We start from the raw sequence: 23,683 nt of genomic DNA, 5'->3' as shown, positions 1-23,683 counted from the left end.
CGCCGCTCAGCGCAGTCGCGACGACGACAGGATCGACAGCAGGTGGGCCGGGACCATCACCCAGGCGATGACGGCCAGTGCGGCCAGTGACCACCGGGTCGGCTCGATGCCTCCGGTCACCGTGTCCGCGACCGCCGCCGCCAGCAGCACCGGGCGCAGGTCGAGACGGTTGCGAACGGTGTCCAAGGCGACCACAGCGTTGACGCCGGGCACGAGCGTTCGTGTCCAGCGGCCGAACCGCTCGACCCCGTCGAAGGATCCGCTCCGCACGTTGCCCCGGCGTCCGCGCCGAAGGAGAGTGAGGGCATGGACCAGCAACAGGCCCGCGCCTGGCTCGCCACCGCCGTCGCCGAGGCCCGGGCCGGGCTCGCCGAGGGCGGTATCCCGATCGGGGCCGCGCTCTACGGCTCCGACGGCACCCTCCTCGGCCGCGGCCACAACCGGCGGGTCCAGGACGGCGACCCCTCGACGCACGCGGAGACGGCGGCCTTCCGCGCGGCGGGACGGCAGCGGACGTACCGGGGCACGACGATGGTGACCACGCTCTCGCCGTGCTGGTACTGCTCCGGTCTGGTCCGGCAGTTCGGCATCTCACGGGTGGTGGTCGGCGAGGCGGTCACCTTCCACGGCGGGCACGACTGGCTCGCCGGGAACGGAGTGGAGGTCGTCCTCCTCGACGACCCCGAGTGCACGTCGATGATGCGCGACTTCATCGCGAGGAACCCGGCTCTGTGGAATGAGGACATCGGCAGTGACTGAACCCCGTATCCCCACCATCGACCTCCGGCCCTGGCGGCACGGCGACCCGGACGCCCGCGCCCGGATCGCCCGTACCGTCGACGAAGCCCTCCAGACCGCCGGGTTCCTGCTGGTCAGCGGGCACGGCGTGGCGCCGGGCCTGCGGGAGCGGATCCGGGTGGCCGCGCGGGCGTTCTTCACGCTGCCCGCCGAGGTGAAACAGGCGTACGAGGCGAGGGTCGGCGGGCGCGGCTGGCTGGGGCCGGGCGCGGAGGCCAACGGGTACGCCGAGGGGACCGAGACGCCGCCGGACCTGAAGGAGTCGCTGACCTTCGCCACGCACGAGCCGTTCGAGGATCCGGTCGTCAACGCGGAGTGGTACGCGCCCAACGTGTGGCCCGCCGAAGTGCCCGGGCTGCGGCCCCTGTGCGAGGAGTACCTCGGGAGGATGGCCGGGCTGGAGAAGGAGCTGCTGTCCCTGCTCGGGTACGCGCTCGGGGTCGAGCCGGACTTCTTCAGCAGGCACATGGACCATCCGACGTACGGCTTCAACATCAATTGGTACCCCGGGTCCGAGGTGATCGGCGAGGCCCGGCCCGGGCAGTTCCGGATCGGGCCGCACACCGACTTCGGGACGGTCACCATCCTGGACCGGCAGGCCGGCAAGGGCGGGCTCCAGGTGTACACGGACCCCTCGGAAGGAGGGGCCGGCTGGGAGGACGCGCCCTACGACCCGGCCGCTTTCACCATCAACATCGGGGATCTGATGGCCCGTTGGACCGGTGACCGGTGGCGGTCCGGGCGGCACCGGGTGCTGCCGCCGCCCGCGGACGCGCCCGCCGAGGAGCTGATGTCGCTCGTGTACTTCGGGGAGTGCACGCCGGGGACGCTGGTGGAGTCCGTGCCCGCGCCGGTGGGGTGGGTGGCGTATCCGCCCGTCGACTCGCATGTTTATCTGCGGGCGAAGCTGGATTCGATCACCGTCGGCTGACGACCCGGGCAGATTCGTAACCCAACGGACATCACGCGATCTGGCCGGAAGCAACTGCCCCTTCCTACACTGGAGTTCGAGGGGGGATGCGGTGCACAGACGTCTGCATGGGCGTGGGGCCCTGTTCGACACGGATCCGGCCGGACTCGCTCCGCGGCTGGTGGGCCTGCGCCCGTACCAGCACCGCGCGCATCCGGTCGAGCATCCGAAGGAGCTGCCCCTCGTCCTGCTCACGGGGGCCCGGGGGCTGGGCAAGAGCTCGGTGCTCGGGGAGTTGCGGGAGGCGTACAGGGGGCACACGCCGGTCGCGTTGATCGACTGCGCCGACGTGCAGTTCGCCGGGCCGCCCCCGGAGCGGCCCGCCGAGTCCTGGTCGCCTGTGGCGCAGGGGCTGCTGGTGATCGCCGAACAGCTCGCCGAGCCGGTGACCGGCGCCGGGCGGATCCAGTTCCCGCGGCTGATGTCGGGCCTGGTCGCGGTGGCCGCGAGCGGCTGGGGCGACGCCGATTCGGAGCGGATCCGGCGGGAGGTCGAGCGGATCCTGCTGCTGAACGAGAGCGGGTCGTGGATCAGCGGCTTCGCCGGGCGGTGGGCCGGGAAGGTGGCGGCGAAGGTCGTGGCCGCCGCGACCGGGACCGGGCCGCTGCTGTCCGGGGCGATCGAGGCCACCCTGGAGTCGGTCGCGGAAGGGTTCACGCACCGGCGGCACCAGAAGGCGTCCGTGTGGTACCGCTCGTACCCGAACGCGGGCGGGCACGCCCAGCGCGGGCTGATGCTGCTGGCGGGGCACTTCCGGGCGGGCGGCACCTCCCGGGAGCACGCCGAGCGGTATCTCGTACGGGCCCTGCTCGCCGACCTGGCGGAGGCGTACGCGGGGATGCTGCCGCGCATGCAGCGCCTGGGCCGGCCGCTGGTGCTGGTCGACAACGCACAGAGCGCGCCCGGGCCGGGGCTCGTCGACGCCGTGCTGCGGGACCGGGCCGAGGGCATCGCCGACCAGGTCGTGTTCGTCGGCGCCCGGCGCGGCGACGGGCGGGAGGCGCTGCGCAACGCCGCCCGCCGTGGCCTGCCCGAGGTGGCCCGGCGCAGCGACTGGACCCCGGACGCGGCCGTGCCGTCCTCCCGGGCGCTGCTGGTGTCGCTGCCGCCGCTCAGCCCCGACGACACCCTGCACATCGTCGGCGCGGTCTGCGACGAGGTCCCGGTGCCGCCCCAACTGCCGCACGCCACCCACCGGCTGACCGGCGGGAACCCGCTGGGCATCGCCCTGCTCGCCGAGTCGGCCGCACAGCACCTGCCCGGGGCCGCGTCCCTCGGTGAGCTGCTCACCGCCGACGTGCGGCTACACGAGGACCACGACGGAGCACCCGCCTACCGCGAGCTCCTGGACCGGCTGGTGCCCGCCGACCGCCTGGACGAACTGACCGTGCTGGCCGCCGCCCACGACCACGACTCGGCCTGCGCGCTGGCCGGCGCGCTGCTCCCGGACGACTTCGGCCCGGCGGACGTACGGGCCCTGCAGACCCGGCTCGCCCAGGAGGGGCTGCCGGGTACGCCCGGGCACTTCGTCGGCGACCCGTTCGTACGGACCCTGCTGCTGCTCCGGCTGCATCTGCGGGACACCGACCACAGCGGCTGGCGCACGGCGCACGAGACCCTGGCCGCGCACTACGCGCCGGACGGCGCCGAGGATCCCGGCCGCGCCCGCTACCGGCTGTACCACGAGCTCGCCCTGGGCACGGCGGACTCGGCGGTCGCCCATCTGCGCGACACCTTCCCCACCGCCGACAGCCGGGCCTGGCTGCGTACCCTCCGCTTCGTCGCCGCCGCGCCCTACTTCCACGCGCACGACGCCGAAGGCCGCGACTTCACCGGCCGGGGCGACCGGCGGGCCGCCGTGGCACTGGGCCGCACGGACACCGATCTGGCGGTGCCGGAGGGCGTGGACGGCGTACTGCACCTGCGGGTGCGGCGGCTGCTGCACGCGGTGTGGCAGCTGGCCGACCCGCTGGTGCTGCCCGACCCCAGGGTCTGTGACCGGCTGCGGTTCGAGCTGGAGCAGCTGTCCAATCTGCGGCCGGCGGGCAACGCGCTGCTGTGGCGGGCCTCCCGGGACTGGCCGGCGGCCGCGCTCGCCGGACGCCGGCCGGACGCGTGGGACGACCCGGACGAGCCAGACGACCCGGAGGACCCGGACGACCCGAGCGGGGAGGCGTGATGGCGCGCAGAGGCGTGGGCACGTGGGTGCGCGAGGGCGTCTGGGAGATCCCGCTGCGCCGCTATCTGGCGCTGCTGGTGACGGCGGCCCTGCTGACCGGCCTGGTCTTCGCGGTGCGGACGCTCGCGCACGACGACCGGTCCTGCGCGCCCGGGGTGGTGCGGCCGGAGGGCAGCGACGAGTGCGTGGGCGTGGCGACGAGCGTGTACGACTTCGGGCGGCCCCAGTTGCGGGACGCGGCGCGGGCCATCGACCGGGAGAACCGGCGGCTGAAGAGCGGCACGTACGTGACGGTGGCCCTGATGCTGCCGTACACCTCGACCGCGCCGGCGAACCTGGCCGACATCCAGCACCAGCTCCAGGGCGCCTACCTGGCCCAGTACCAGGCCAACCACCACTCCAACGGCGAGGCCCCGCAGATCCGGCTGCTGCTCGCCAACCCCGGGGCCACCGGCGACCACTGGCAGCGGACGGTGGACCAGCTGGCCCGGATGACGAAGACCGCCGACCGGCTGCGGGCGGTCACGGGGATCGGGCAGAGCACCGACAACAACAAGAAGGCCGTCAAGGAGCTGACCCGGCGCGGGATCCCGGTGGTCGGCTCGTCCATCACCGCCGACGACCTGGCCAACGGGCAGGGCGGCAAGAACCCCTTCCCCGGGATGGCGCGGGTCTCGCCGACCAACACCGACGAGGCCCGGGCGCTGGCCTCCTTCGCGAAGGTCAGCGCGGGCAAGGCGCTGCTGGTGTACGACAGCCCCGGGGACCCGTACACGCGGACGCTTCAGAGCGCGTTCACGGCGCTGCTGAAGGGTTCGCGGTACGAGCCGCGGCCGTTCTACCCGCCCGCCGACCGCAGCAAGGAGGGCACCACCGCCAACACGTTCTGGGAGATCACGCAGATCCTGTGCTCCACGCCAAGGACGACGGACACGATCCTGTTCGCGGGCCGGCACACCCAGTTGCGGCAGTTCATCAACGCGCTGGGTCAACGCGGCTGCGAGGACCGCAGGTTCACCCTGCTCACCGGTGACGAGGGCTCGTACCTGACCGGTGACAAGAAGCTGGACCCCGGCGCCCTCGAGCACAACCTCTCGGTGCGGTACACCTCCCTCGCCCACCCGGACGCGTGGAACGGGGTTCCCGCGACGGCCACCGGCGGCTCGGCCAAGGACGCGCAGGACCTGGCGGAGCTGGTGACCGACGGCAAGCGGGGGCCGGTCGGGCCGATCGGCTCGGTGGCCCTGGACGACGGCCAGCTGATCATCGGCTACGACGCCCTGCGGCTGGCCGTACGCGGCGTCCGCATGGCCACGCACGGCGGTACGGCGACCCCGACGCCGGCGGCGGTGGGCCACGAGTGGACCCAGGTGCAGGGCGCGCTGCGGCTGGGCGGGGCGAGCGGCTGGATCTGTCTGGACGCGCACGGCAATCCGTACGACAAGGCGGTGCCGATCGTGGAGCTCGTGCCCGAGGGCGGTTCGCGTTTCGTGAAGACGGCCTGGCCGGAGGGGAAGCCGCCGGGGAAGGAGTGTCTGCCGCCGTCCTAGGAGGCTCCGGCGACCTCTCCCATTCGCTCGATCAACCGTTCGAATCGAGCCCGCCAGCCCGATCCCGACTCCCCCTCGCCCTGGAACTCGTGGGTGAACCGCAGCACGGCCCCGCCCTCCCCGTCCCGCTCCAGATGGAAGCGGACGCGTCCACCGCCCTCCACGGTGTACTCGGCGACCCGGTCCACGTCCCACGCGGTGATCTCCCCGGCCCCCAGCCCGCGCAGCGCGACGGTCCCGCCGAGCCGTGGCTCCAGCACGTCGACGTCCGTGAACCAGCCCGCCAGCCCCTCCGGCGTGGCGAGCGCCGGCCAGACCTTCTCGACGGGCCGCGGAAGCCGTACCAGGAAGTGCAGGATGTGCACGTTCCCGTGGGTCTGGCTGGTGCCCTGTTCGATGGAACCGGTCATGACACCAGCCTGACCCTTGGCCGAGGGTTGCGCACCCGGTTACGGGCGTCGCCGTCAGCGGCTCACACGCCGGCGTAGGAGTGCTTGCCGGTCACGAAGATGTTGACGCCAAGATGAAGGCCTGGCGCGGCATCGCCACCCGCTACGGCCAAACGCCCGAGAGCTAAGTCATGGACATGATCCACGACGGATCAGTATTGTGCTCCCCGACCAGCCTGTCGGTCATCCACAGCCGACGGCGCGCGGCCGGCCTGACCAGCTGGCCCGAACAGAGGGGGATCTTGTGCTCAACAGGAAGACGCTCGGCAAGAGGAAGCTCACCTCGGTCCTCTCGACACCGCTGCTGCTCGGCGGCATCGCCGTGGCCGCGCCCATCGCCGTGGCCACCCCGGCCAGCGCCGCGGTGCACGGCTGCGGGTTCCACCAGATCAACACCTACTCGATCAGTCAGACCTGCCACTACGGCCCGGGAGAGCAGCGGCTCAAGATCCTCTGCACCGACGGCATCAACGGCAACACGTACACCGTCTGGGGTCCGTGGAAGCAGTGGTACCAGGACTCCGTGGCCGCGTGCGGCGCGCCCCAGCGGACCACCGCGAAGTTCCTCGACACGCAGGTCAGGGACTGACCCGCAGGCCGGACAGGCTCTAGTCGTATTGATCACGAGCGTTGTTGACACCGGCCGGGCTTGATCACGGCGAAGACCTCCGGTGTGGTGGAGCTGTCTAGGAATCCACCACACGGAGGTCTTCGTGTCCCGGCATCGCATCCTGGTCCGATACGGCCTTAACCGGCTGGCCTTTGGACCGGCCCACCGGTCAGGTGATCCGCCGCTACGAGCGCGACCGGCCAGGCGAACTGGCCCTCCAATGGCGCGGTGAAGGCACCGGCGTCCCTCCAGACCCGGAACCGGCCGTAGACCGTGGGCCAGCGACCGAATTCCCCGCTTCAGGCCGGCCCCCGGGCCGGCCCGGGTGCTCAGACGCCCGCGTAGGAGTGCTTGCCGGTCACGAAGATGTTGACGCCGTAGTAGTTGAACAGCCAGCAGCCGAAGGCGATCATCGCCAGGTAGGCGGCCTTGCGGCCCTTCCAGCCGGCCGTGGCGCGGGCGTGCAGGTAGCAGGCGTAGGCGACCCAGGTGATGAAGGACCAGGTCTCCTTGGGGTCCCAGTTCCAGTAGCGGCCCCAGGCGTCGCCCGCCCAGATCGCGCCCGCGATGATCGTGAACGTCCACAGCGGGAAGACGGCCGCGTTGACCCGGTAGGCGAACTTGTCGAGCGAGGCGGAGGCGGGCAGGCGCTCCAGGACCGAGGTCGCGAAGGTGCCGGGCTTGCCGCCGGTCTGGAGCTTGTTCTCGTACGAGTCCTTGAAGAGGTACAGGATCGTGGCGACCGCGCCGACGTAGAACACCGCACCGCAGAAGATCGCGGTGGAGACGTGGATGTAGAGCCAGTACGAGTGCAGGGCCGGGACCAGCTGGTCGCTCGCCGTATAGAGGACGGTGACCGCGAGGCCCAGGTCGAGCAGGACCGTGGTGACCAGGAACAGGCCCATCCAGCGGACGTTCTTCTTCAGCGCCAGCAGTGCGAGGTACACGGCGACGGCGACCGTCGAGAACGTGATGTTGAACTCGTACATGTTGCCCCACGGCGCCCGTTCCACGGAGGCCGCGCGGGCGACGACACCGGCCAGCTCCACGAGGAAGGCGAGCACGGTGAGGGAGACGGCGATCCGGCCGTAGAGGTCGCCCTGCTCGTCACCGCCGTGGGCGCCGGGCCCGTCCGGCACGTCCCGGGCGCCGGCCGCGGACCGGACGACGACCTTGGGCCGCTCCAGCACGGCGGTCCCGCCGGCCTGCTGCACGGTGACGGCGGGCCCCTGTGCGGCCTTGGTGTCCGCCGTGAGCGCGGCGGCCGTGCGGGCCACCTTGCTGCGGCTGCCGAAGAGCCATTCGGCGATGTAGGCGAAGAAGGCCAGGGTGTAGACGGCCATCGACGAGTAGATCAGCGTGTTGCTGATGCTCGCGAGATGTTCGTTGGTGGCGGCGGCGAGATCGGTTGCGGCGGCGAGAGTCACTGCTCAGCCCCTTCGGCAGGTACGACTTGGGGGTCGGGGGATTCTGAGGGGTCATGGTCGGGGTCGGGTGCCCCCGGCGCCTGGTCGTAGAGGATTCCGGCGAGGTCGCCCAGTTCCTCGGGGACCTTGGCGGACTCGCTGCGGCCGAGGCCGGCCATCTCGACGACCGTGACGCCGTCGGCGCCGCGGACGGCCCGCACCCAGACGCGGCGGCGCTGTATGAACAGGGACGCGGCGAGGCCGAAGATCGCGGCGAACGCGCCGCCGAGGGCCCAGCCGCTGCCCGGCTCCTGGACGATCTCGAAGCCGGCCCACTCCTTGACGTCCTTCTCGAAGGTGATCGAGCCGGCGCCGTTGGGCAGCTGCATGGTCTGCCCGGGCTTGAGGTTGTCCCTCAGCTGCGCGCCCTTGGCGTCCTTGTACGCCTTCATGTGGGTCTTGTCGAGCTGGTACACGCTCTGCGGGATGCCCGCGTCGACGCCGAGGTCGCCGTGGTACGGCTCCAGGTTCAGCACCGGGTTCAGCAGCGCCGGGAACTGGGAGAGCACCGAGGCGCCACCGCCGTAGGTCGGCAGGAAGAAGGCCTTCACGCCCAGCTGCTCGCTGAGGCCCTGGGCGTTCTTGTAGCCGTCCATCACCTTGATGACGCCCTGCGAGCTGACGTTCCCGTCGAGCGGCAGCAGCGGCACGGCGTCCTTGTAGACGACGTCGCCCTTGCCGTCGCGGACGGTGATGACGGGCGCGTAGCCGTGGCTGACGAGGTAGACCTTGGCGTCGTCGATCTTCAGCGGCTGGTTGACCTTGATGGTCGTCGGCTGCGGCTTGCCGTACGCGCCCTTGCTGTAGTCGATCTTCGCCTGGAAGGTGCGCGGGGTGCCCTTGTTCGGGCCGCTCATCTCGTAGGTACCCTGGAAATCCTTCAGGTCGAAGCTGAAGGGCACCAGGTCGTCGCTCTTGAAGAGGCTGCCGGACTTGAAGTCGTCGTACAGGATGATCGAGTTGGAGAACCCGGCGCCCTCGACGACCAGCTTGGTGCCGTCCGACTTGAACAGCTGGCCCGAGGCGAAGGCGACCAGCAGCACGATCAGCGCGATGTGGAAGACCAGGTTGCCCAGCTCACGCACGTAGCCCTTCTCGGCGGCGACGGCGTCACCGGTGGCGTGCGCGCGGAAGCGGCGCTTCTTCAGCAGGGCGAGCGCGGCCTCGCGGACCTGCTCGGGCTCGGCCTCGGTGCGCCAGGTGGTGTAGGCGGGCAGCCGGGTCAGCCGCTTGGGCGCGGCGGGCGGGCGGCCACGCAGCTGGCCGACGAACTGCCAGGTGCGCGGGACGATGCAGCCGATGAGCGAGACGAACAGCAGGATGTAGATCGCCGAGAACCACACCGAGCTGTAGACGTGGAAGAGGCCCAGCTTGTCGTAGACCGGCGCGAGTGTCGTGTGGGACTTGCGGAAGTCGGCGACCTTGTTGATGTCGGCGCCGGTCTGCGGGATCAGCGAGCCGGGGATCGCGCCGAGCGACAGCAGCAGGAGCAGCAGCAGCGCGACCCGCATGGAGGTCAGCTGGCGCCAGAACCAGCGGACCCAGCCGACGACGCCGAGGGAGGGAAAGCTCACCGCCTCTTCCTGCGGGGCGGTGGACAGCTGGGAGCCGGCCGCCCCCAGGTCCTGGTCCTCGGAGCCCGGGGCGTTGTCGGTTGTGGTCTTGCTCATCGATCAGATCCCCACAGTGAAGCCGTCGGACCAGGTCTGCATCTCCTGCACCAGACGGTCCCACGCGCCGGTCAGCAGCAGCACACCGGTCACGATCATCATGGTGCCGCCGATGCGCATCACCCAGACATAGTGGCGCTTGACCCAGCTGAACGCACCGAGGGCCTTGCGGAAGGCGACGGCGGTGAGGACGAAGGGGACGCCGAGGCCGAGGCAGTAGGCGACGGTCAGTACGGCGCCGCGGCCGGCGCTGGCCTGCTGGGACGACAGGGCGACGACGGCGCCGAGCGTGGGGCCGATGCAGGGAGTCCAGCCGATCCCGAACAGGGCGCCGAGCACGGGCGCGCCCACCAGGCCCGTGGCCGGCCGCTTGTGGAAGCGGAACTCACGCTGGGTGAGCCAGGGCATGAGCCCCATGAAGAAGACGCCCAGCAGGATCATGAGCACACCGAGCACCTTGGAGAGGGTGTCCTTGTGTTCCTGGAGGGTGTATCCGAAGAAGCCGAACAGTGCGCCGCCGGAGACGAACACGGCCGTGAAGCCGAGCACGAACAGTGAGGCGCCCGCCACCATCCGGCCCCGTCGGGCGTCCTCCAGGTCGGTGCCGGCGACCCCGGTGACGTAGGAGAGGTAGCCGGGGACCAGCGGCAGCACACAGGGCGAGAAGAAGGAGACGAGGCCGCCGAGCACCGCGATCGGCAGCGCCACCAGCAGGGCGCCGCTGAACACGGTCTGGTTCCTGCCCACCTCGCCGGCGAGCGTGACGAGTGCGCTCACGTCACTTCTCCGCGAGGACCGGCTTGAGCATCTTCAGCAGGCTCTCCTCGCTGAGCGCCTCCAGCGCCCGCGCGGCGATCTTCCCGTCCCGGTCGAGGATCAGCGTGGTGGGGACCAGCTGCGGGTTGAGCGTGCCCTTCTTGAAGCGGAGCATCAGCTTGCCGGTCGGGTCGTAGAGGCTGGGGTAGGTGATCCCCTGGTGCTTCTCGAAGGCGACCGCCGGGGTGGTGCTGGTGTCCCGGGTGTTGATGCCGACGAACTGGACACCCTTGCCCTCGTACTCCTTGGAGACCTTGGCGAAGTACTTGCCCTCCGCGCGGCACGGCCCGCACCAGGAGCCCCAGATGTTGACGACGACGACCTTGCCCTTGTAGTCGGCGACATCGAGGGTCTTGCCGTCGATGGTCTTGCCGGACAGGTCCGGCGCCGGGTCCCGGTGGCCCTTGGCGGCCGTGGCGATGCCGTTCTTGCCGGTGACGAAGTTGGTGTCGCCGCCCCCGCCCGACATGCCGCCCGAACTGCACGCGGACAGGGTCAGGGCCGCTGCGGCGGCCGTGGCGGCGAGCAGGAGGCGGCTGCGGGTAGTCATGTGAAAAGTTTCGCATGCCCGTTCTGGGGATGTTGCGCACCCCCCTTGCGGGCGGAAACCCGCATTTCAGGCGGCGTTTCAGGCAGTGCTTTCAGGCGGCGTTCGAAGAGGCCGACTTCGTGTCCGAGAGGAAGCCCTTCCAGCCGCCCACCGGGCGCTGCCCGACATCCAGGGTGCGCAGCTTGGCGAGCACCTCGGGCTTCTGCACGTCCAGCCAGTCCACGAACTGCTTGAAGGAGACCAGCCGTACGTCCGCGCCCTTCTCCTTCTCCCGGGCGATGTGCTTGAAGGCCTCCTCGACGGCGTCCATGTAGAGGCCGCCGTTCCACTGCTCGAAGTGGTTGCCTATGAAGAAGGGTGCCCGGTTTGACTCGTATGCCCGCTGGAATCCGGATATGTAGGCCTGAGCGGACTGCCGGCGCCAGCCCGGGTAGTTGTAGGCCGGGGCTTTGGTGGAGTTGACGGACTGGTTGGCGAGCATGTTGTAGTCCATGGAGAGCACTTCGAACGAGTGCCCGGGGAAAGGAATCTGCTGCAACGGCAGGTCCCAGATCCCCAGCTTCTTCTGCGGCCACGTCTGGCGACCGCCCGGCGAGGAGGCGTCGTAGCGCCAGCCGAGCTCGCGGGCGGTGGGCAGCAGGTTGTTCTGGCCGAGCAGGCAGGGCGTACGGCCGCCGACGAGCTCCTTCTCGTAGTCGAACGGCAGCGCCGGCATGTCCTTCCAGCCGGTGTTGGTCCGCCACTGCTTCACGAAGGACTTCGCCTGCGCGATCTCGCTCTTCCACTGCTGCGGGGTCCAGTTGCCGACCGTGCCGGAGCCGGAGCAGAAGTGCCCGTTGAAGTGGGTGCCGATCTCGTGGCCCTCGAGCCAGGCGCGGCGGACGTTGGTGAGCGTCGCCTTGATGTGCTCGTCGGTGAGGTAGCCGATGTCGGAGGCGCCGCGCGGGTTGTTCGGCGGGTCGTACAGCCGCTTCTTCGACTCGGGCAGCAGGTACAGCCCCGAGAGGAAGAAGGTCATGCTCGCCCCGTGCTCCTTGGCGAGGTCCAGGAAGCGCGGGAAGAGACCGTTGCCGACCTCGCCCGCCCCGTCCCAGGAGAAGATGACGAACTGCGGCGGCTCCTGACCGGGCTGAAGCGGCTCGGGCTTGGCGGGCTGGTGGGGCTGCTTGCCGGTGAAGGAGGTGGAGCCGTCGCCGAGGGGGCGGGCGGGGTGCGCACTGCTTCCGCTGCCCCGGGAACGCCCCTTGCCGGAACCGGAACCGGAACCAGAACCGTGCCCGTCGCCGTCTGACGCGTCGAGCGTTCCGCACCCGGCGAGTGAGGCGGCGGCTGCGGCACCCGCGCCGAGGCCGATTATTCCGCGTCGGGAGAAGGCGCGCATGAGAACCCCGATTCGTCACGTCCTGCTGGTGGTCACCCACTCAGAGGGCGTGACGAACAGGTAGGTTCCGCTGCTTTTCAGATAATTCACAACAAACGTAACGGGCGTGTCATGAGTGCCTGTGACGTACGTCTCAGGCCCGAAACCTCAGACCCGGCGGAAACCCTCAGGCCCCGAACGCCTTCCCCTGCCCCTTCACCGGCTTCGCACCGGCCAGCAGATGGGCCGGGACGAGGTCGCGGGCGGGCTCGGAGTAGCCGACGGAAACGATCCTGTCGCCCTGATATGTGAAAGTCGTCAGGGAGGCGAGGGTGCACTGCCGCTTGCGCGGATCGTGCCACAGCCGCCGCCGCTCGACGTACGAGCGCACGATCCAGATCGGCAGCTGATGGCTCACCAGCACCGCCTCGTGCCCGCGCGCCCGGTCCTTCGCCGCGTTCAGCGCGCCCATCATCCGCACGACCTGGTCGACGTACGGCTCCCCCCAGGACGGCTTGAAGGGGTTGACGAGGTGCTTCCAGTTCTCCGGGCGGCGCAGCGCCCCGTCCCCGACACCGAAGGTCTTGCCCTGGAAGACGTTGTCGGCCTCGATGAGCCGCTCGTCGGTGTCCAGGTCCAGGCCGTGCGCCTTGGCGATCGGGGTCGCGGTCTCCTGCGCCCGCTCCAGCGGGGAGGCGACGACGTACGTCACATCGCGCGGGGCGAGGTGCTCGGCGACCCGATCGGCCATCTGCCGGCCCAGCTCGGAGAGACGGTAGCCCGGCAGCCGCCCGTAGAGGACGCCGGTCGGGTTCTCCACCTCGCCGTGCCGCATGAGGTGGACGACGGTGATGTCCTTGCTGTCACTCATGCTGCCGTGGCCTCCGCCGCCGCTCGGGCCGCCGCCGGAAGGGCGTCGGCGATCTTCTGGATGGCCCGCTCGTCATGGGCCGTCGACACGAACCAGGACTCGAAGGACGACGGCGGCAGGTAGACGCCGTTCGCCAGCAACGAGTGGAAGAACGCCGTGAAGCGGAAGGAGTCCTGTGCCTTGGCGTCCTCGTAGTTCCGCACGGACCGGTCCGTGAAGAAGACGGAGAACATGTTGGAGGCCCGCTGGAGCCGGTGCGCCACCCCCTCCTTGGTGAGCGCCTCGGTGACCAGGCCCTGGATCTGCTCCGACACGGCGTCGACCCTGTCGTACGCGGCGTCGTCGAGCAGCCGCAGCTGGGCGAGGCCCGCGGCGGTGGCGACCGGGTTCCCGGAGAGGGTGCCGGCCTGGTAGACGGGCCCGGCGGGCGCGAGGTGCGCCATGACGTCGGCCCGGCCGCCGAAGGCCGCGGCCGGGAAGCCGCCGCCCATGACCTTGCCGAAGGTCATGAGGTCCGGCCTGACCCCGTCGACGCCGTACCACCCGGCGCGGCTGGTACGGAAGCCGGTCATCACCTCGTCGGAGATGTACAGCGCCCCGTTCTGCGCACAGGCGTCCTTCAGTCCCTGGTTGAAGCCGGGCAGCGGCGGTACGACGCCCATGTTGCCGGGCGAGGCCTCCGTGATCACGCATGCGATCTCGCCGGGGTGGGCGTGGAAGGCGGCGTGCACGGCCTCCAGGTCGTTGTACGGCAGCACGATCGTGTCGCCGGCCTGGGCACCGGTGACACCGGGGGTGTCGGGCAGCGCGAAGGTGGCGACGCCGGAGCCCGCGGCGGCGAGCAGCGAGTCGACGTGCCCGTGGTAGCACCCGGCGAACTTGATCACCTTGGACCGCCGGGTGAACCCGCGGGCGAGCCGGATGGCCGACATGGTGGCCTCGGTCCCACTGGACACCAGCCGCACCTGCTCGACGGGCTCGACCCGGGCGACGATCTCCTCCGCGAGGGCGACCTCGCCCTCACCGGGCGTACCGAAGGACGTACCGCGCGCGACGGCCTGCTGCACGGCGGCGATCACCTCGGGGTGGGAGTGCCCGAGGATCATCGGCCCCCAGGAGCACACCAGATCCACGTACTCCCGGCCGTCGGCGTCGATCAGATACGGACCGTTGCCGGACACCATGAACCGGGGCGTACCGCCCACGGCGCCGAAGGCGCGCACCGGGGAGTTCACGCCGCCCGGCGTGACAGCGGCCGCACGGTCGAACAGGGCCTGCGAGACGGGCGCCTCGTATGGGTAGGGCGCTGCCGGCAGCGCTCCCGAGGAGTTGGCTTCACTCATGACCTGCGGCTTCTCCCACCTTCTCTGACAGGGTGACCTCATCAGGGTAGGCCGACGAGGGGACGGGTCCGACAAAGCGGGGGCGGCTACGCCAATCACGTGGTCGAACTTCTGCCATCTGCGAGACTGGGAAGACCTGGGAAGACTGGGACGTGATCCTGCGGACTGTTGTATCCCCGCACGTTTCGGCGTGCGGCCGTGGGGGAGGTCACTGACACGATGATCGGGTTGCGCGGCGGGGGCCACGCGTCCTAGAAAAGCAGTCGGGTGGAGATATGCATCGCGGTGGCGGACTGGGCGAGGGGACTGATGACCTGGGTCCTCGACGTGCCCGGCGGGGAAGGCACCGACGCGAGGCGGAGGAAGCGGCCGAAGCACGTCAGGCACAGGGCGTACCGAATGAGCCGGAGGGGCTCGAACGACGTATTGATCGTCGAGTGGACCGGTTGAAGGCGGAGAGCAGAAATGGTGGTCGGGTGGGGGTGACGTACAAATACTTCGGCGCGCCCGACGGCGCGACCGCGGCCCGCGTGCCGATCTCCATGCGCCCCGAGGAGCTCGGCGGCGACGAGCTCGGCATGAACGGCATGTTCACCAAGATCAAGCCGGAGACGATGGCCGCGATGGTCCTCACCGGGATCGAGGGCGTCCCCCTGAACAAGGTGCCGCCCCTGGAACTGGTCGTCCTGCACCCCGACTACGCGGTCGTGAAACTCCCGATGACCGTCGTCGACCCCCTGCGGGGCATCGGCGAGGAGGCGGTCGGCGCGGCGGCGTTCATCTGGTCCACCGTGCCGGACCGGGGCGGGCCCCGGGACGCGTTCAACGTGTACCAGCTGCTGCACGAGTGGCAGGACTTCTCGCATCGGCTGCATGAGGCGGGGCATCAGCCTTATTGCCTTGTTTGGCCTTGAGCTGGGGGTTTCGCGGGTACCGGGCGGGGCTTTCGGGTCCCGCCCTTGTCATGTGCCCGGTGGGGCGTCAGGCGGCCAGGGCACGTTGGTTTCGCCGGGGGACTGAATGTGCCCGGAGCTTCCTGCGCCGGATTCTTGCTCTCACCGCGTCCAGGAGCACAGAGGCGTAGGCACGCCTCGCACGCACGGCCTCAGCCGGCGAGGGCATTCACTCGGTAGCTGTTCACGCTGTCTCGTGGTTCAGGTGGATGAGCCCTTCAATGGAGCCCAGGCGGGTCTGCAGGGCGGGGTCCGGCGCCGGCGTGGTGGTGAGCAACAGCACCTGGGTCGCTGGGTGTTCCGGAGCATAGAGGTCGTCATCCTCATCGCCGGGGATCGCGTTGGGCTGGATCTCGATCCGTCCGTTGAGGCTGCCGGCGAGGTGGTAGATGCCCCGGTAGTCGCTGTCGCGCTCGGTGAAGACGAGCCCGAGGCAGTCACTGACGAGTCGGACCAGCTCGCTGACGGTGTGGGTGCTGGTGCCGTAGGTGTGGTGGTCGGTCATGGTGGACCAGACCCTATGCCGCGACGGTGGCGGGGCGCTCGACCAGTTGGCCGCGTTCGAAGCGGGCTCCGGCGCGGACGAGGGCGACGAGGACCCGGCATCGTTCCCCTCACGCGCTGGCGTCCCGACCCCGCGGACACGGGCCGCGGCCGCGACATCGACGAGTTCTGCGCGGTGGCCCGCAAGCCGTGACCTCTCGGATCAGTTGCGCGTGGTGGCCGGTGGGCCGGCGATGGCGGTGAGCCGGAGCTTGGTCTCGTCCTCGCTGCCGGGCACGGCGGTCATGATGACGATCTTGAGCTCGGAGTCGCCGTCGGTCAGGACGTCGCAGTCCACCGTGACCGGGCCCACCGACGGGTGGTCGATGGTCTTGTGGTCCTCGCGGTGCGCGGCCACCTCCCCGGTCGCCCACAGCTCGGCGAACCTCCTGTTGCCCGCGTTCAGTTCGCGGATCAGCGTGGCCAAGCGGCTGTCCCGGGGGAAGCGGCCGGTGGCGCGGCGCAGGTCGGAGACGACGGCGGCGTCGGTGGCGTCGCGGTCCGCCTCGGTCACCGGCCACAGCGCGAGGCGGGCGGGGCCGGCGTCCACCGGGAACCTGTCGCGGGCGAAGTTGCGCAGCCCCGGCGGCGAGGCGGAGGGGTCGCCCAGCAGGGCGGCCCACCCACGGTTCCACCACACCAGTTGCCAGTCCGCCGCGAACACGGCGACCGCCACGTCCCCGAGGCGGGCGAGCACCCGCTGCATGCCGGGCGGAAGATGGTCGGAGATCGCGCCGCCCGCGGGCGGTACGAGCCGGGCCAGCCGGTACAGGTGGTCCCGTTCGGCGGTGGACAGTTGCAGGGCGCGCGCCAGTGACGCCACCACCGACGCCGAGGGTGTCGTGGCCCGCCCCTGCTCCAGGCGCACGACGTAGTCGACCGATACCCCGGCCAGGTCGGCCAGCTCTTCGCGCCGTAGCCCGGCCGCCCGGCGCCCCCGGGGCACCGGCAGCCCGGCGGCCGACGGGGGCAGCCGGTCCCGCCACGTGCGGATCATCAGGCCCAGTCCGGTTCCGGGTGTCGTCGACATGGGCTCCATCCTCCTGCGTCCCCGGTCGTGTGTGCGGGCGCGAGGGTGGTACTGGTCTTCCTACCGTCGAAGCGTCCCTGGCCCACCTCCTTCGCCGGGACCAGCATCGGACGCATGACGATCACCTTCATCACCGGAGCCAACAAGGGCCTCGGCCGCGAGACCGCCCGCCGTCTGATCGAGTGCGGCCACACCGTGCTCGTCGGAGCCTGCGACCGCGAGCGGGGCGAGGAGGCCGCCGCCGCGCTCGGCGCACGCCACGTCCCCGTCGACGTGACCGACGACGCGTCCGTGGCCGCCGCGGCCGCGAACGTCGCCGCACACGAGGGCAGGATCGACGTCCTGATCAACAACGCCGGTGTCCACGGCCCCGTCGGCGATCCCAGCGACCTCACCGCCGCCGACGCCCTCGCCGTCCTCGACGTCAACGTCATCGGTGTCGTCCGCACCACCACCGCGTTCCTGCCGCTGCTGCGCCGCTCGGACGACCCTGTGATCATCAACGTCAGCAGTGGCATGGGCTCCCTCGCCCTCACCCACGACCCCGCCCGGCCCGAGTCGCACGTCATCGCGCCGCTGTACAACTCCTCGAAGGCGGCGCTGACGATGTTGACCACGCAGTACGCCAAGGGGCTCAAGGGCATCCGCGTCAACGCCGCGGACCCCGGCTACACCGCGACCGACCTCAACAATCACAGCGGCCCGCAAACCGTCACCGAGGGCACGGACGCGATCGTCGCCCTCGCCACCGAGGAGCCCGGCGCCGGCACCGGACGCTTCGTCTCCCGCCACGGCGAGATCGCCTGGTCCTGAGACACGGGTGGTGGCTTCCCGAGGCCGCGCCTTCCCCGGCCCGGCCCCCGCCGGCCTGAACGCCTCCGTCCGGCGGGGAGGTCACCCGGGCCGGTTCTGGGTGAAGTGGCTGGGCCGGCCGTCGGTGTCGACGAGGTGTCCGGACTCGGCGGCCCTGGCGCGGGGCATCAGGGTCCAGGTTCCGTCGGTGCGTTGCAGGGCGGCGGAGTGCCAGGGGGTGGTCCAGGCATCGGGGGTGTCGAGGAGCCGGATGCCGAACTTGGGCGCGCCGGCGGGCTGGGGGTGGATCGACAGGCGTACGGCGTCGGGGTGGTGCTCGGCGATGAGGTCGCCCCAGGCTCGGCTGCGCTGGATGACGCCGTAGGCGCGCTGCCGGCAGACGCGTTGGAGGGCGGAGCGGGTGCCGGTCCAGCCGGCGGTGTCCTCGACGAGGAAGCGGGTGATGCCCCGGTAGAGGGCGAGGGCATGGCCTGTGCGGATCTCGGCGCGCAGGGTGTCCAGGGTGGGGGCGTAGCGCTCTTGGACGTGGGCGCGTTTCGTGTCGTGCGGGAGGTCGCCGAGGACGTCGCGGAGGTCGAAGACGGAGAGTCTGCGCAGGCCCAGTCGGCTTATCTGCGTGCGCAGTTCGTCGGCGTAGGCGTCGATGTGTTCGTCCGGGACGCCGATGAGGTCGCCGAAGACGTGACCGTCGGAGCAGATGACGACGTCGGCGCCCGGCGGGTAGATCCGCTCGATCTCCCCGCACAGGGTGTCGAGGAAGCTGAGGGAGAGGCGTTCGCCCTGGTCGGGGAGGTGACCGAGCACCTTTGCGGGGTTGGGGGACTTGCAGGGGAAGCCGGGCAGGGTGAAGGCGATGGGGGCGCCGTCGCGTACGAAGCCGGTGATCCGGCGCAGTTGGTGCGGGAACGCCTCGGCGGAGGTACGGGCCCGCTCGGTCGTGCGGTGGTGCGGCAGCAGCAGGTTCAGGATCGCGGCGCTGGTGCTCGTGAGGCCGGTGAGGCTAACGAGGCTGGCGAGGCCGCTGAGGCGGATGTCCGGCGCGGTCGTCAGTGCCATGGCGGGTCTCCGGAGGGTGTGCGGGCATGTCGGCATGGCGCCGTGGCGGGGGTCCAGGCGCCTTCGGGCGGTGGGAGCGGTTCAGCGGGGACCGGGGCGGGTGGTGGTGCCGGGCCCGGTCAGCGGGTGGGCGGTGTCAGCGGCGTCGGTCGTAGCCGACGGGCAGGTGGTCGGTGCCGCGGCCGAGGACGGCCGGGATCCACTCGATGTCCTCGTCCCCGATGGCCAGGTGCAGGCCGGGCAGGCGGGCCAGGAGGGTGCCCAGGGCGATCCGGAGTTCGGCGCGGGCGAGGGCGGCGCCGGGGCAGAAGTGGATGCCGTGGCCGAAGGCCAGGTGAGGGTTGGGGGCGCGGTCGAGGTCCAGGGTGTCCGGGTCGGGGAAGCGGCGCGGATCACGGTTGGCCGCGCACAGGGAGACGATCACCGAGTCGCCGGCCGGGACCTCGGTGCCGTGCAGGTCGCTGTCCTGGTCGAAGAAGCGCCAGGTGGTCAGCTCGAAGGCGCTGTCGTAGCGGAGGAGTTCCTCGACCGCGCGGGGCAGGAGGGAGGGGTTGTCCCGCAGCCGGGCGAGTTCGGCCGGGTTGTGGAGGAGGGCGATCAGGGCCGTGGTGATCTGGTTGGTGACCGGCTCCTGGCCTGCCACCAGGAGCTGGAAGATCATCGAGTCCAGTTCCTCCTGGGACAGTTCGCGGTGGTCGCGGGCCACCACGAGGCGGCTGAGCAGGTCGTCCTGCGCGTGCCGGCGCTTGTGGGCGACGACCTCGGCTATGTAGCTCTGGAGCCCGTGCAGGCGGGCCTCGTACAGCGGGCGTCCGGGGTCGGTGGGGCCGACCGGCTGGACGACCTTGCCCCAGTCGCGGTCGAAGCGGGCCGCCAGGTCCCGCGGCAGGCCGATGACCTCCGCGAGGACGCGGAAGGGGAAGTGGGCGGCGAAACCGGTGACGAGGTCGGCGGGGCCGGTCTCGGGCAGGGCGTCGACCAGTTCGTCCGCCAGTTCCTGGAAGCGGGGGCGGAGCCGCTCGACGCGGCTCGGGGTGAAGGCGTCGGTGACGAGGCGCCGCATCCGGGTGTGCTTCGGCGGGTCCTGGTGGAGGAGGTGGACCTGAAGCTGCGAGTGCTGCGGCTCGGGCATGATCGAGGCGCGGGCGCGCCAGCGGTCGTTGCCCCGGTCGTGGTTCTTGCCGAGGCGGTCGTCGCCCAGGGCGGAGTGCGCGGCGTCGTAGCCGGTGACGAGCCAGGCCTGTACGCCGCTGGGGAAGAGGACGCGGTGGACCGGGCCGGCCTCGCGCATCCGCTCGTACAGGGGGTAGGGGTCGGCCTTGTAGGGGCAGCCCGTCAGCGGGACCGTGTCGGGCAAGGGCTCCTGGATGGTCAACGGGACTCCTCAGAGGGCGAGTTCGGGCCGGTAGTGGTCGAGCCACAGGGCGAGGTCGACTACGCGTTCGAGGCGCAGCCGGTGGCCCCACTCCAGCCGGTCGGGCGGGGTGTCCAGGCAGGGCTTGATCAGGGTCTCGTCGGCCAGGGCGCGGACCTGTTCGGTGGCCAGGGCGTCGCGGGCCATGTCCTGAAGGCCGCGGTTGTAGTCGGGGTGGTGGGTGGCCGGGTAGTGGTTCTTGGGGCGGTACAGCACCGAGTCGGGGGCGAGCCCGGAGCCGGTGGCGCGCAGCAGGCTCTTCTCACGGCCGTCGAAGCTCTTCAGCGCCCATGGGGTGGCGAAGGCGTACTCGACGAGGCGGTGGTCGCAGTAGGGGACGCGGACCTCCAGGCCCTGGGCCATGCTCAACCGGTCCTTGCGGTGCAGGAGTTGGCGGAGCCAGCGGGTCAGGGACACGTGCTGCATCTCGCGCTGCCGGTGCTCGGCGGGGCTCTCGCCGTCCGGGTGCGGTACGGCGGCCAGGGCTCCGCGGTAGGTGTCGTCGCGGAACTCGCCGATGCGCAGGTCGAGTTCGGGGTTGAGGGGCATGGCGGCCTCGTCGCCGGTGACCAGCAGCCACGGGAAGGTCCGGGCGGCGAGGGCCTTGGGGTTGTGGAACCAGGGGTAGCCGCCGAAGACCTCGTCCGCCGCCTCGCCGGACAGGGTGACGGTGGAGTGCCGTCGTATCTCCCCGAAGAGGAGGAAGAGCGAGGTGTCCATGTCGCCTACGCCGATGGGCGAGTCGCGGGCCACGACGACCGCCTTGCGGTGCTCGGGGTCGAGCAGGGCGCGCGGGTCGAGGACGACGGTGCTGTGGTCGGTGCCGATGAAGGCGCCGGCCTCGGTGGCGTACGGGGTGTCGTGGCCCGTACGCAGTACATCTCCTTTGAAGTGTGACGCCTGGTCGCTGTAGTCGACGGCGTAGGAGCGGATACGGGCGTCCGGACCCTCGCGCAGGCGGAGTTCGTCGGCTACCAGGGCGGTCAGGACGGTGGAGTCGAGGCCGCCGGAGAGCAGGCTGCACAGCGGGACGTCGGCCTCCAGTTGGCTGCGGGCCGCCGCGCCGACGAGCTCGCGGATACGTTCGACGGTCGCTTCCTGGTCGTCGTCGTGCGCGCGGGCCTCCAGCTGCCAGTAGCGGCGCTCGCGGATGCCGTCCCGGTCCAGGACGAGGATCCCGCCGGGCTCGACCTCCCGTACGCCGGCCCAGACCGTCGGGCCGGTGTTGAACAGCAGGCTGTACGCCTCCCGCAGCCCGTCCGCGTCCACGCGGGGTCGTATCTCAGGGTGGGCGAAGAGGGCCTTGGGTTCGGAGGCGAAGGCCAGGCCGCCGTCGACGGCGGCCCAGAAGAGGGGCTTCACGCCGAGGCGGTCACGGACGAGCACCAGCCGCTGGGCACGTTCGTCCCATACGGCGAAGGCGAACATGCCCTCCAGGCGGTCGGCGGCGTGCTCGCCCCATTCGGCGTACGCGCGCAGCACCACCTCGGTGTCGCTGCGGGTGCGGAAGTCGTGGCCGCGGGCTCGGAGTTCGGCCCGCAGCGCGTGGTGGTTGTAGACCTCGCCGCTGTAGGTGAGCACGAGGTCAGGGCGGTCGGGGTGGTCGGGCCGGTCGGGCCGGTCGGTCATCGGCTGCCCGCCGCCCTCGATGTCGATGACGGCGAGGCGGCGGTGGCCGATCGCGGCGCGCTCGCCGAGCCACACGCTCGCGGCGTCCGGGCCGCGTGGGGTGAGGGTGGCGGTCATGGCCTCGATGACCGCGGCCTGGGTGCGGGCGTCGTGGTGGAAGGACGCCCAGCCGGTGATTCCGCACATGGGGAGGTCTCCTGGGTCAGGTGGTGTGGGCGGCGCCGGTGGTCTGCTCGGGCACAGGGGCGGGTGGCCGGGCGGGCAGCGCGAGGAGGGGTACGGCGAGGCAGGCGGCGGTGGCGGCCAGGGCCAGCCCTGCCCGTGGACCGTCGGCCAGGCCCCATACGGCGGTGGCCAGGGCGGGGCCCAGGGTGAAGCCGAGGCTGCGGGCGAGCTGCACCGTGGAGCCGACGGTGGCGATACTGCTGGGCGGCGCCGTGCTCATGACCAGGGCTTGGGTGGGGCCACCGTTCAAGCCCATGCCTGCGCCGGCCAGCGCCAGCCGCCAGGCCACCTGCCCCGGTGACCAGCCATCGGCCAGCGGCACGAGCAGGGACAGTCCCGCGGCGGTGAGGGCGGCGCCCGTCACCGCGACCAGCCGGGCGCCGATGGGGGTGCCCCCGCTCGAGCGAAGCCGAGAGTGGGGGATGTCGGCGAGGCGTCCGCCGAGCGGTCCGGCCAGGGCCATGCCGAGCGGGAAGGCGAGGACGGTCAGGCCGGTGGTCGTGGCGCTGACGCCTTCGTCGCGCTGGAGGTGCAGGGCGACGACGTAGTGCGCCGCGGCGAAACCGGCCGCCAGCGCCAGCACCGCCCCGTGCGCCCGGAACAGCCCCGAGACGCACAGCACGCCGGTCACCGGACGACCGCCCGGGCCACGCAGCCACCACCACAGCGGCGGGATCGCGGCAAGCCCGAGCGCGAGCCACGCCGGGTCGTCGGCGGCCAGGGTCAGTGCGAGCAGCAGTACCGCCACACCGGCGGCCACCAGCAGGGCATCCGCCGGTGAGCGACGGTCCGGCCGCCGGGGACGGACGTCGCCGCGTGGCATCGTATGCCGGGCCACGAGCAGGGCGAGCAGGCAGAAGGGGAGTTTGACGAGGAAGACGGCGTGCCAGCCGAGGTGGTCGAGGAGCAGGCCGCCCACGGCCGGTCCGGTCACCGCGCCGAGCGGCCCCAGGGTCGCGGGCACGCTCATCGCCCGCGCCCGCAGCTCCGGCCGTACCGAGCGCATGGCGAGCACCGGCATCAGCACGAACAGCGCGGCCCCGAACGCACCCTGCGCGAGCCGGGCGGCGATCAGCCAGGCCGCCCAGGGCGCGGCGGCCGCCAGCGCGCCGCACAGGCCGAAGCCGGCGGTGGAGACCAGCACGGCGGGACGCGTTCCGACGCCGTCCAGCCACCGCCCGGCGGGCAGCAGCAGAGCCACGACGGGCAGTTGGTAGCCCAGTACGGCCCACTGGGCGGTCGCGGCGGACACATGCAGCCCGTCGGCGATGTCCGCGAGGGCCACATTGACGATGTTCATGTCGAGCATCGCCACGAACGAAAGCAGGCCCGCCACGGCCACCAGCGGCCAGCGGTTCTCCGTCACCTCAGCCACTTCAGCCACCTCA

General features: G+C 71.3%; 21 protein-coding genes and 2 pseudogenes. 8 read left to right on the top strand and 15 right to left on the bottom strand.

Annotated elements, in window-relative coordinates:
• Window positions 1–153 precede the first annotated feature (153 nt).
• Window positions 154–246: pseudogene (locus tag ACWGJM_RS23350) on the bottom strand (SPFH domain-containing protein); the annotation flags it as partial.
• Between the two features lie 60 nt (window positions 247–306).
• On the opposite strand from ACWGJM_RS23350, the gene ACWGJM_RS23345 reads away from it, so the two are divergent.
• The 4 genes from ACWGJM_RS23345 (at window position 307) to ACWGJM_RS23330 (ending at window position 5,497) form a co-directional block, all read left to right on the top strand.
• Window positions 307–759: a nucleoside deaminase gene (locus ACWGJM_RS23345; RefSeq protein WP_453413613.1), complete on the top strand. Its 453-nt coding sequence runs from the start codon at window positions 307–309 to the stop codon at window positions 757–759.
• Window positions 737–1,729, top strand: coding sequence for an isopenicillin N synthase family dioxygenase (locus ACWGJM_RS23340; protein ID WP_453413612.1), 993 nt, complete (start codon window positions 737–739; stop codon window positions 1,727–1,729). Before ACWGJM_RS23345 ends, ACWGJM_RS23340 begins: the two co-directional genes overlap by 23 nt.
• A gap of 91 nt (window positions 1,730–1,820) precedes the next feature.
• On the top strand, window positions 1,821–3,947 hold the full coding sequence (locus tag ACWGJM_RS23335) for a hypothetical protein (RefSeq protein ID WP_453413611.1): 2,127 nt from the start codon (window positions 1,821–1,823) through the stop codon (window positions 3,945–3,947).
• The gene (locus ACWGJM_RS23330) at window positions 3,947–5,497 is read left to right on the top strand and encodes an ABC transporter substrate-binding protein (RefSeq protein WP_453413610.1); all 1,551 of its coding nucleotides are present in this window, start codon (window positions 3,947–3,949) and stop codon (window positions 5,495–5,497) included. Before ACWGJM_RS23335 ends, ACWGJM_RS23330 begins: the two co-directional genes overlap by 1 nt.
• Here the strand turns inward: ACWGJM_RS23330 and ACWGJM_RS23325 are convergent.
• Window positions 5,494–5,907, bottom strand: a complete 414-nt coding sequence (locus ACWGJM_RS23325; protein ID WP_453413609.1) for an SRPBCC family protein — start codon at window positions 5,905–5,907, stop codon at window positions 5,494–5,496. The genes ACWGJM_RS23330 and ACWGJM_RS23325 overlap by 4 nt on opposite strands.
• A gap of 283 nt (window positions 5,908–6,190) precedes the next feature.
• Between ACWGJM_RS23325 and ACWGJM_RS23320 the strand changes: the two genes are divergently transcribed.
• Window positions 6,191–6,535 carry a hypothetical protein gene (locus tag ACWGJM_RS23320; RefSeq protein WP_453413608.1) on the top strand — a complete coding sequence of 115 codons (345 nt, stop codon included), beginning with the start codon at window positions 6,191–6,193 and terminating at the stop codon, window positions 6,533–6,535.
• Window positions 6,536–6,668: 133 nt separating this feature from the next.
• A pseudogene (locus ACWGJM_RS23315) lies at window positions 6,669–6,768 on the top strand (IS481 family transposase); the annotation flags it as partial.
• 117 nt (window positions 6,769–6,885) lie between these two features.
• Here ACWGJM_RS23315 and ccsB read toward each other — a convergent pair.
• From ccsB to hemL, 7 genes are all read right to left on the bottom strand, one after another.
• Window positions 6,886–7,983: a c-type cytochrome biogenesis protein CcsB gene (gene ccsB, locus ACWGJM_RS23310; protein WP_453413607.1), complete on the bottom strand. Its 1,098-nt coding sequence runs from the start codon at window positions 7,981–7,983 to the stop codon at window positions 6,886–6,888.
• Window positions 7,980–9,692: a cytochrome c biogenesis protein ResB gene (resB, locus tag ACWGJM_RS23305; protein WP_453413606.1), complete on the bottom strand. Its 1,713-nt coding sequence runs from the start codon at window positions 9,690–9,692 to the stop codon at window positions 7,980–7,982. The genes ccsB and resB overlap by 4 nt, the downstream gene beginning before the upstream one ends.
• Before the next feature lie 3 nt (window positions 9,693–9,695).
• Window positions 9,696–10,469, bottom strand: a complete 774-nt coding sequence (locus ACWGJM_RS23300) for a cytochrome c biogenesis CcdA family protein (RefSeq protein WP_453413605.1) — start codon at window positions 10,467–10,469, stop codon at window positions 9,696–9,698.
• Window position 10,470: 1 nt separating this feature from the next.
• Window positions 10,471–11,058: a TlpA family protein disulfide reductase gene (locus tag ACWGJM_RS23295; protein WP_453413604.1), complete on the bottom strand. Its 588-nt coding sequence runs from the start codon at window positions 11,056–11,058 to the stop codon at window positions 10,471–10,473.
• A gap of 91 nt (window positions 11,059–11,149) precedes the next feature.
• Window positions 11,150–12,439 carry a hypothetical protein gene (locus ACWGJM_RS23290; protein ID WP_453413603.1) on the bottom strand — a complete coding sequence of 430 codons (1,290 nt, stop codon included), beginning with the start codon at window positions 12,437–12,439 and terminating at the stop codon, window positions 11,150–11,152.
• A 166-nt stretch (window positions 12,440–12,605) separates the two neighbouring features.
• Entirely contained in the window at window positions 12,606–13,289 is a 684-nt protein-coding gene (locus tag ACWGJM_RS23285; RefSeq protein WP_453413602.1) for a histidine phosphatase family protein, read from the bottom strand.
• Window positions 13,286–14,605, bottom strand: a complete 1,320-nt coding sequence (hemL, locus tag ACWGJM_RS23280) for a glutamate-1-semialdehyde 2,1-aminomutase (RefSeq protein WP_453413711.1) — start codon at window positions 14,603–14,605, stop codon at window positions 13,286–13,288. The genes ACWGJM_RS23285 and hemL overlap by 4 nt, the downstream gene beginning before the upstream one ends.
• A 302-nt stretch (window positions 14,606–14,907) precedes the next feature.
• Here hemL and ACWGJM_RS23275 point away from each other — a divergent pair, with 302 nt between their 5' ends.
• The gene (locus tag ACWGJM_RS23275; RefSeq protein ID WP_453413601.1) at window positions 14,908–15,546 is read left to right on the top strand and encodes a hypothetical protein; all 639 of its coding nucleotides are present in this window, start codon (window positions 14,908–14,910) and stop codon (window positions 15,544–15,546) included.
• A gap of 223 nt (window positions 15,547–15,769) precedes the next feature.
• Here ACWGJM_RS23275 and ACWGJM_RS23270 read toward each other — a convergent pair whose 3' ends face one another.
• Both ACWGJM_RS23270 and ACWGJM_RS23265 read right to left on the bottom strand, forming a co-directional pair.
• Window positions 15,770–16,090, bottom strand: coding sequence for a hypothetical protein (locus ACWGJM_RS23270; protein WP_453413600.1), 321 nt, complete (start codon window positions 16,088–16,090; stop codon window positions 15,770–15,772).
• 201 nt (window positions 16,091–16,291) lie between these two features.
• A complete protein-coding gene (locus tag ACWGJM_RS23265; protein WP_453413599.1) occupies window positions 16,292–17,158 on the bottom strand; it encodes a helix-turn-helix transcriptional regulator in 867 nt (288 codons plus the stop codon).
• Between the two features lie 114 nt (window positions 17,159–17,272).
• Between ACWGJM_RS23265 and ACWGJM_RS23260 the strand changes: the two genes are divergently transcribed.
• The gene (locus tag ACWGJM_RS23260) at window positions 17,273–17,971 is read left to right on the top strand and encodes an SDR family NAD(P)-dependent oxidoreductase (RefSeq protein ID WP_453413598.1); all 699 of its coding nucleotides are present in this window, start codon (window positions 17,273–17,275) and stop codon (window positions 17,969–17,971) included.
• Window positions 17,972–18,052: 81 nt separating this feature from the next.
• Here ACWGJM_RS23260 and ACWGJM_RS23255 read toward each other — a convergent pair whose 3' ends face one another.
• The 4 genes from ACWGJM_RS23255 to ACWGJM_RS23240 all read right to left on the bottom strand — a co-directional run bounded on the left by ACWGJM_RS23255 (window position 18,053) and on the right by ACWGJM_RS23240 (window position 23,670).
• Window positions 18,053–19,027, bottom strand: a complete 975-nt coding sequence (locus ACWGJM_RS23255) for an L-tyrosine/L-tryptophan isonitrile synthase family protein (protein ID WP_453413597.1) — start codon at window positions 19,025–19,027, stop codon at window positions 18,053–18,055.
• Window positions 19,028–19,163: 136 nt separating this feature from the next.
• The gene (locus ACWGJM_RS23250; RefSeq protein ID WP_453413596.1) at window positions 19,164–20,402 is read right to left on the bottom strand and encodes a cytochrome P450 family protein; all 1,239 of its coding nucleotides are present in this window, start codon (window positions 20,400–20,402) and stop codon (window positions 19,164–19,166) included.
• A gap of 9 nt (window positions 20,403–20,411) precedes the next feature.
• Window positions 20,412–22,256 (bottom strand): asparagine synthase (glutamine-hydrolyzing), encoded by a 1,845-nt coding sequence (gene asnB / locus ACWGJM_RS23245; protein WP_453413595.1) that lies wholly within the window; start codon window positions 22,254–22,256, stop codon window positions 20,412–20,414.
• 16 nt (window positions 22,257–22,272) lie between these two features.
• Entirely contained in the window at window positions 22,273–23,670 is a 1,398-nt protein-coding gene (locus ACWGJM_RS23240) for an MFS transporter (protein WP_453413594.1), read from the bottom strand.
• Window positions 23,671–23,683 lie beyond the last annotated feature (13 nt).

Source organism: Streptomyces sp. NPDC054834 (assembly GCF_053611185.1).
This window is presented reverse-complemented; position numbering and strand designations above follow the sequence as displayed.

Excerpts from the sequence above, each read along its gene's own strand:
- ACWGJM_RS23345 (WP_453413613.1), top strand. The coding sequence starts at position 307 with ATGGACCAGCAACAGGCCCGCGCCTGGCTCGCCACCGCCGTCGCCGAG.
- ACWGJM_RS23340 (WP_453413612.1), top strand. The coding sequence starts at position 737 with ATGAGGACATCGGCAGTGACTGAACCCCGTATCCCCACCATCGACCTC.
- ACWGJM_RS23330 (WP_453413610.1), top strand. The coding sequence starts at position 3,947 with ATGGCGCGCAGAGGCGTGGGCACGTGGGTGCGCGAGGGCGTCTGGGAG.
- ACWGJM_RS23325 (WP_453413609.1), bottom strand. The coding sequence starts at position 5,907 with ATGACCGGTTCCATCGAACAGGGCACCAGCCAGACCCACGGGAACGTG.
- resB (WP_453413606.1), bottom strand. The coding sequence starts at position 9,692 with ATGAGCAAGACCACAACCGACAACGCCCCGGGCTCCGAGGACCAGGAC.
- ACWGJM_RS23295 (WP_453413604.1), bottom strand. The coding sequence starts at position 11,058 with ATGACTACCCGCAGCCGCCTCCTGCTCGCCGCCACGGCCGCCGCAGCG.
- ACWGJM_RS23290 (WP_453413603.1), bottom strand. The coding sequence starts at position 12,439 with ATGCGCGCCTTCTCCCGACGCGGAATAATCGGCCTCGGCGCGGGTGCC.
- ACWGJM_RS23285 (WP_453413602.1), bottom strand. The coding sequence starts at position 13,289 with ATGAGTGACAGCAAGGACATCACCGTCGTCCACCTCATGCGGCACGGC.
- ACWGJM_RS23275 (WP_453413601.1), top strand. The coding sequence starts at position 14,908 with ATGCATCGCGGTGGCGGACTGGGCGAGGGGACTGATGACCTGGGTCCT.
- ACWGJM_RS23270 (WP_453413600.1), bottom strand. The coding sequence starts at position 16,090 with ATGACCGACCACCACACCTACGGCACCAGCACCCACACCGTCAGCGAG.
- ACWGJM_RS23265 (WP_453413599.1), bottom strand. The coding sequence starts at position 17,158 with ATGTCGACGACACCCGGAACCGGACTGGGCCTGATGATCCGCACGTGG.
- ACWGJM_RS23260 (WP_453413598.1), top strand. The coding sequence starts at position 17,273 with ATGACGATCACCTTCATCACCGGAGCCAACAAGGGCCTCGGCCGCGAG.
- ACWGJM_RS23255 (WP_453413597.1), bottom strand. The coding sequence starts at position 19,027 with ATGGCACTGACGACCGCGCCGGACATCCGCCTCAGCGGCCTCGCCAGC.
- asnB (WP_453413595.1), bottom strand. The coding sequence starts at position 22,256 with ATGTGCGGAATCACCGGCTGGGCGTCCTTCCACCACGACGCCCGCACC.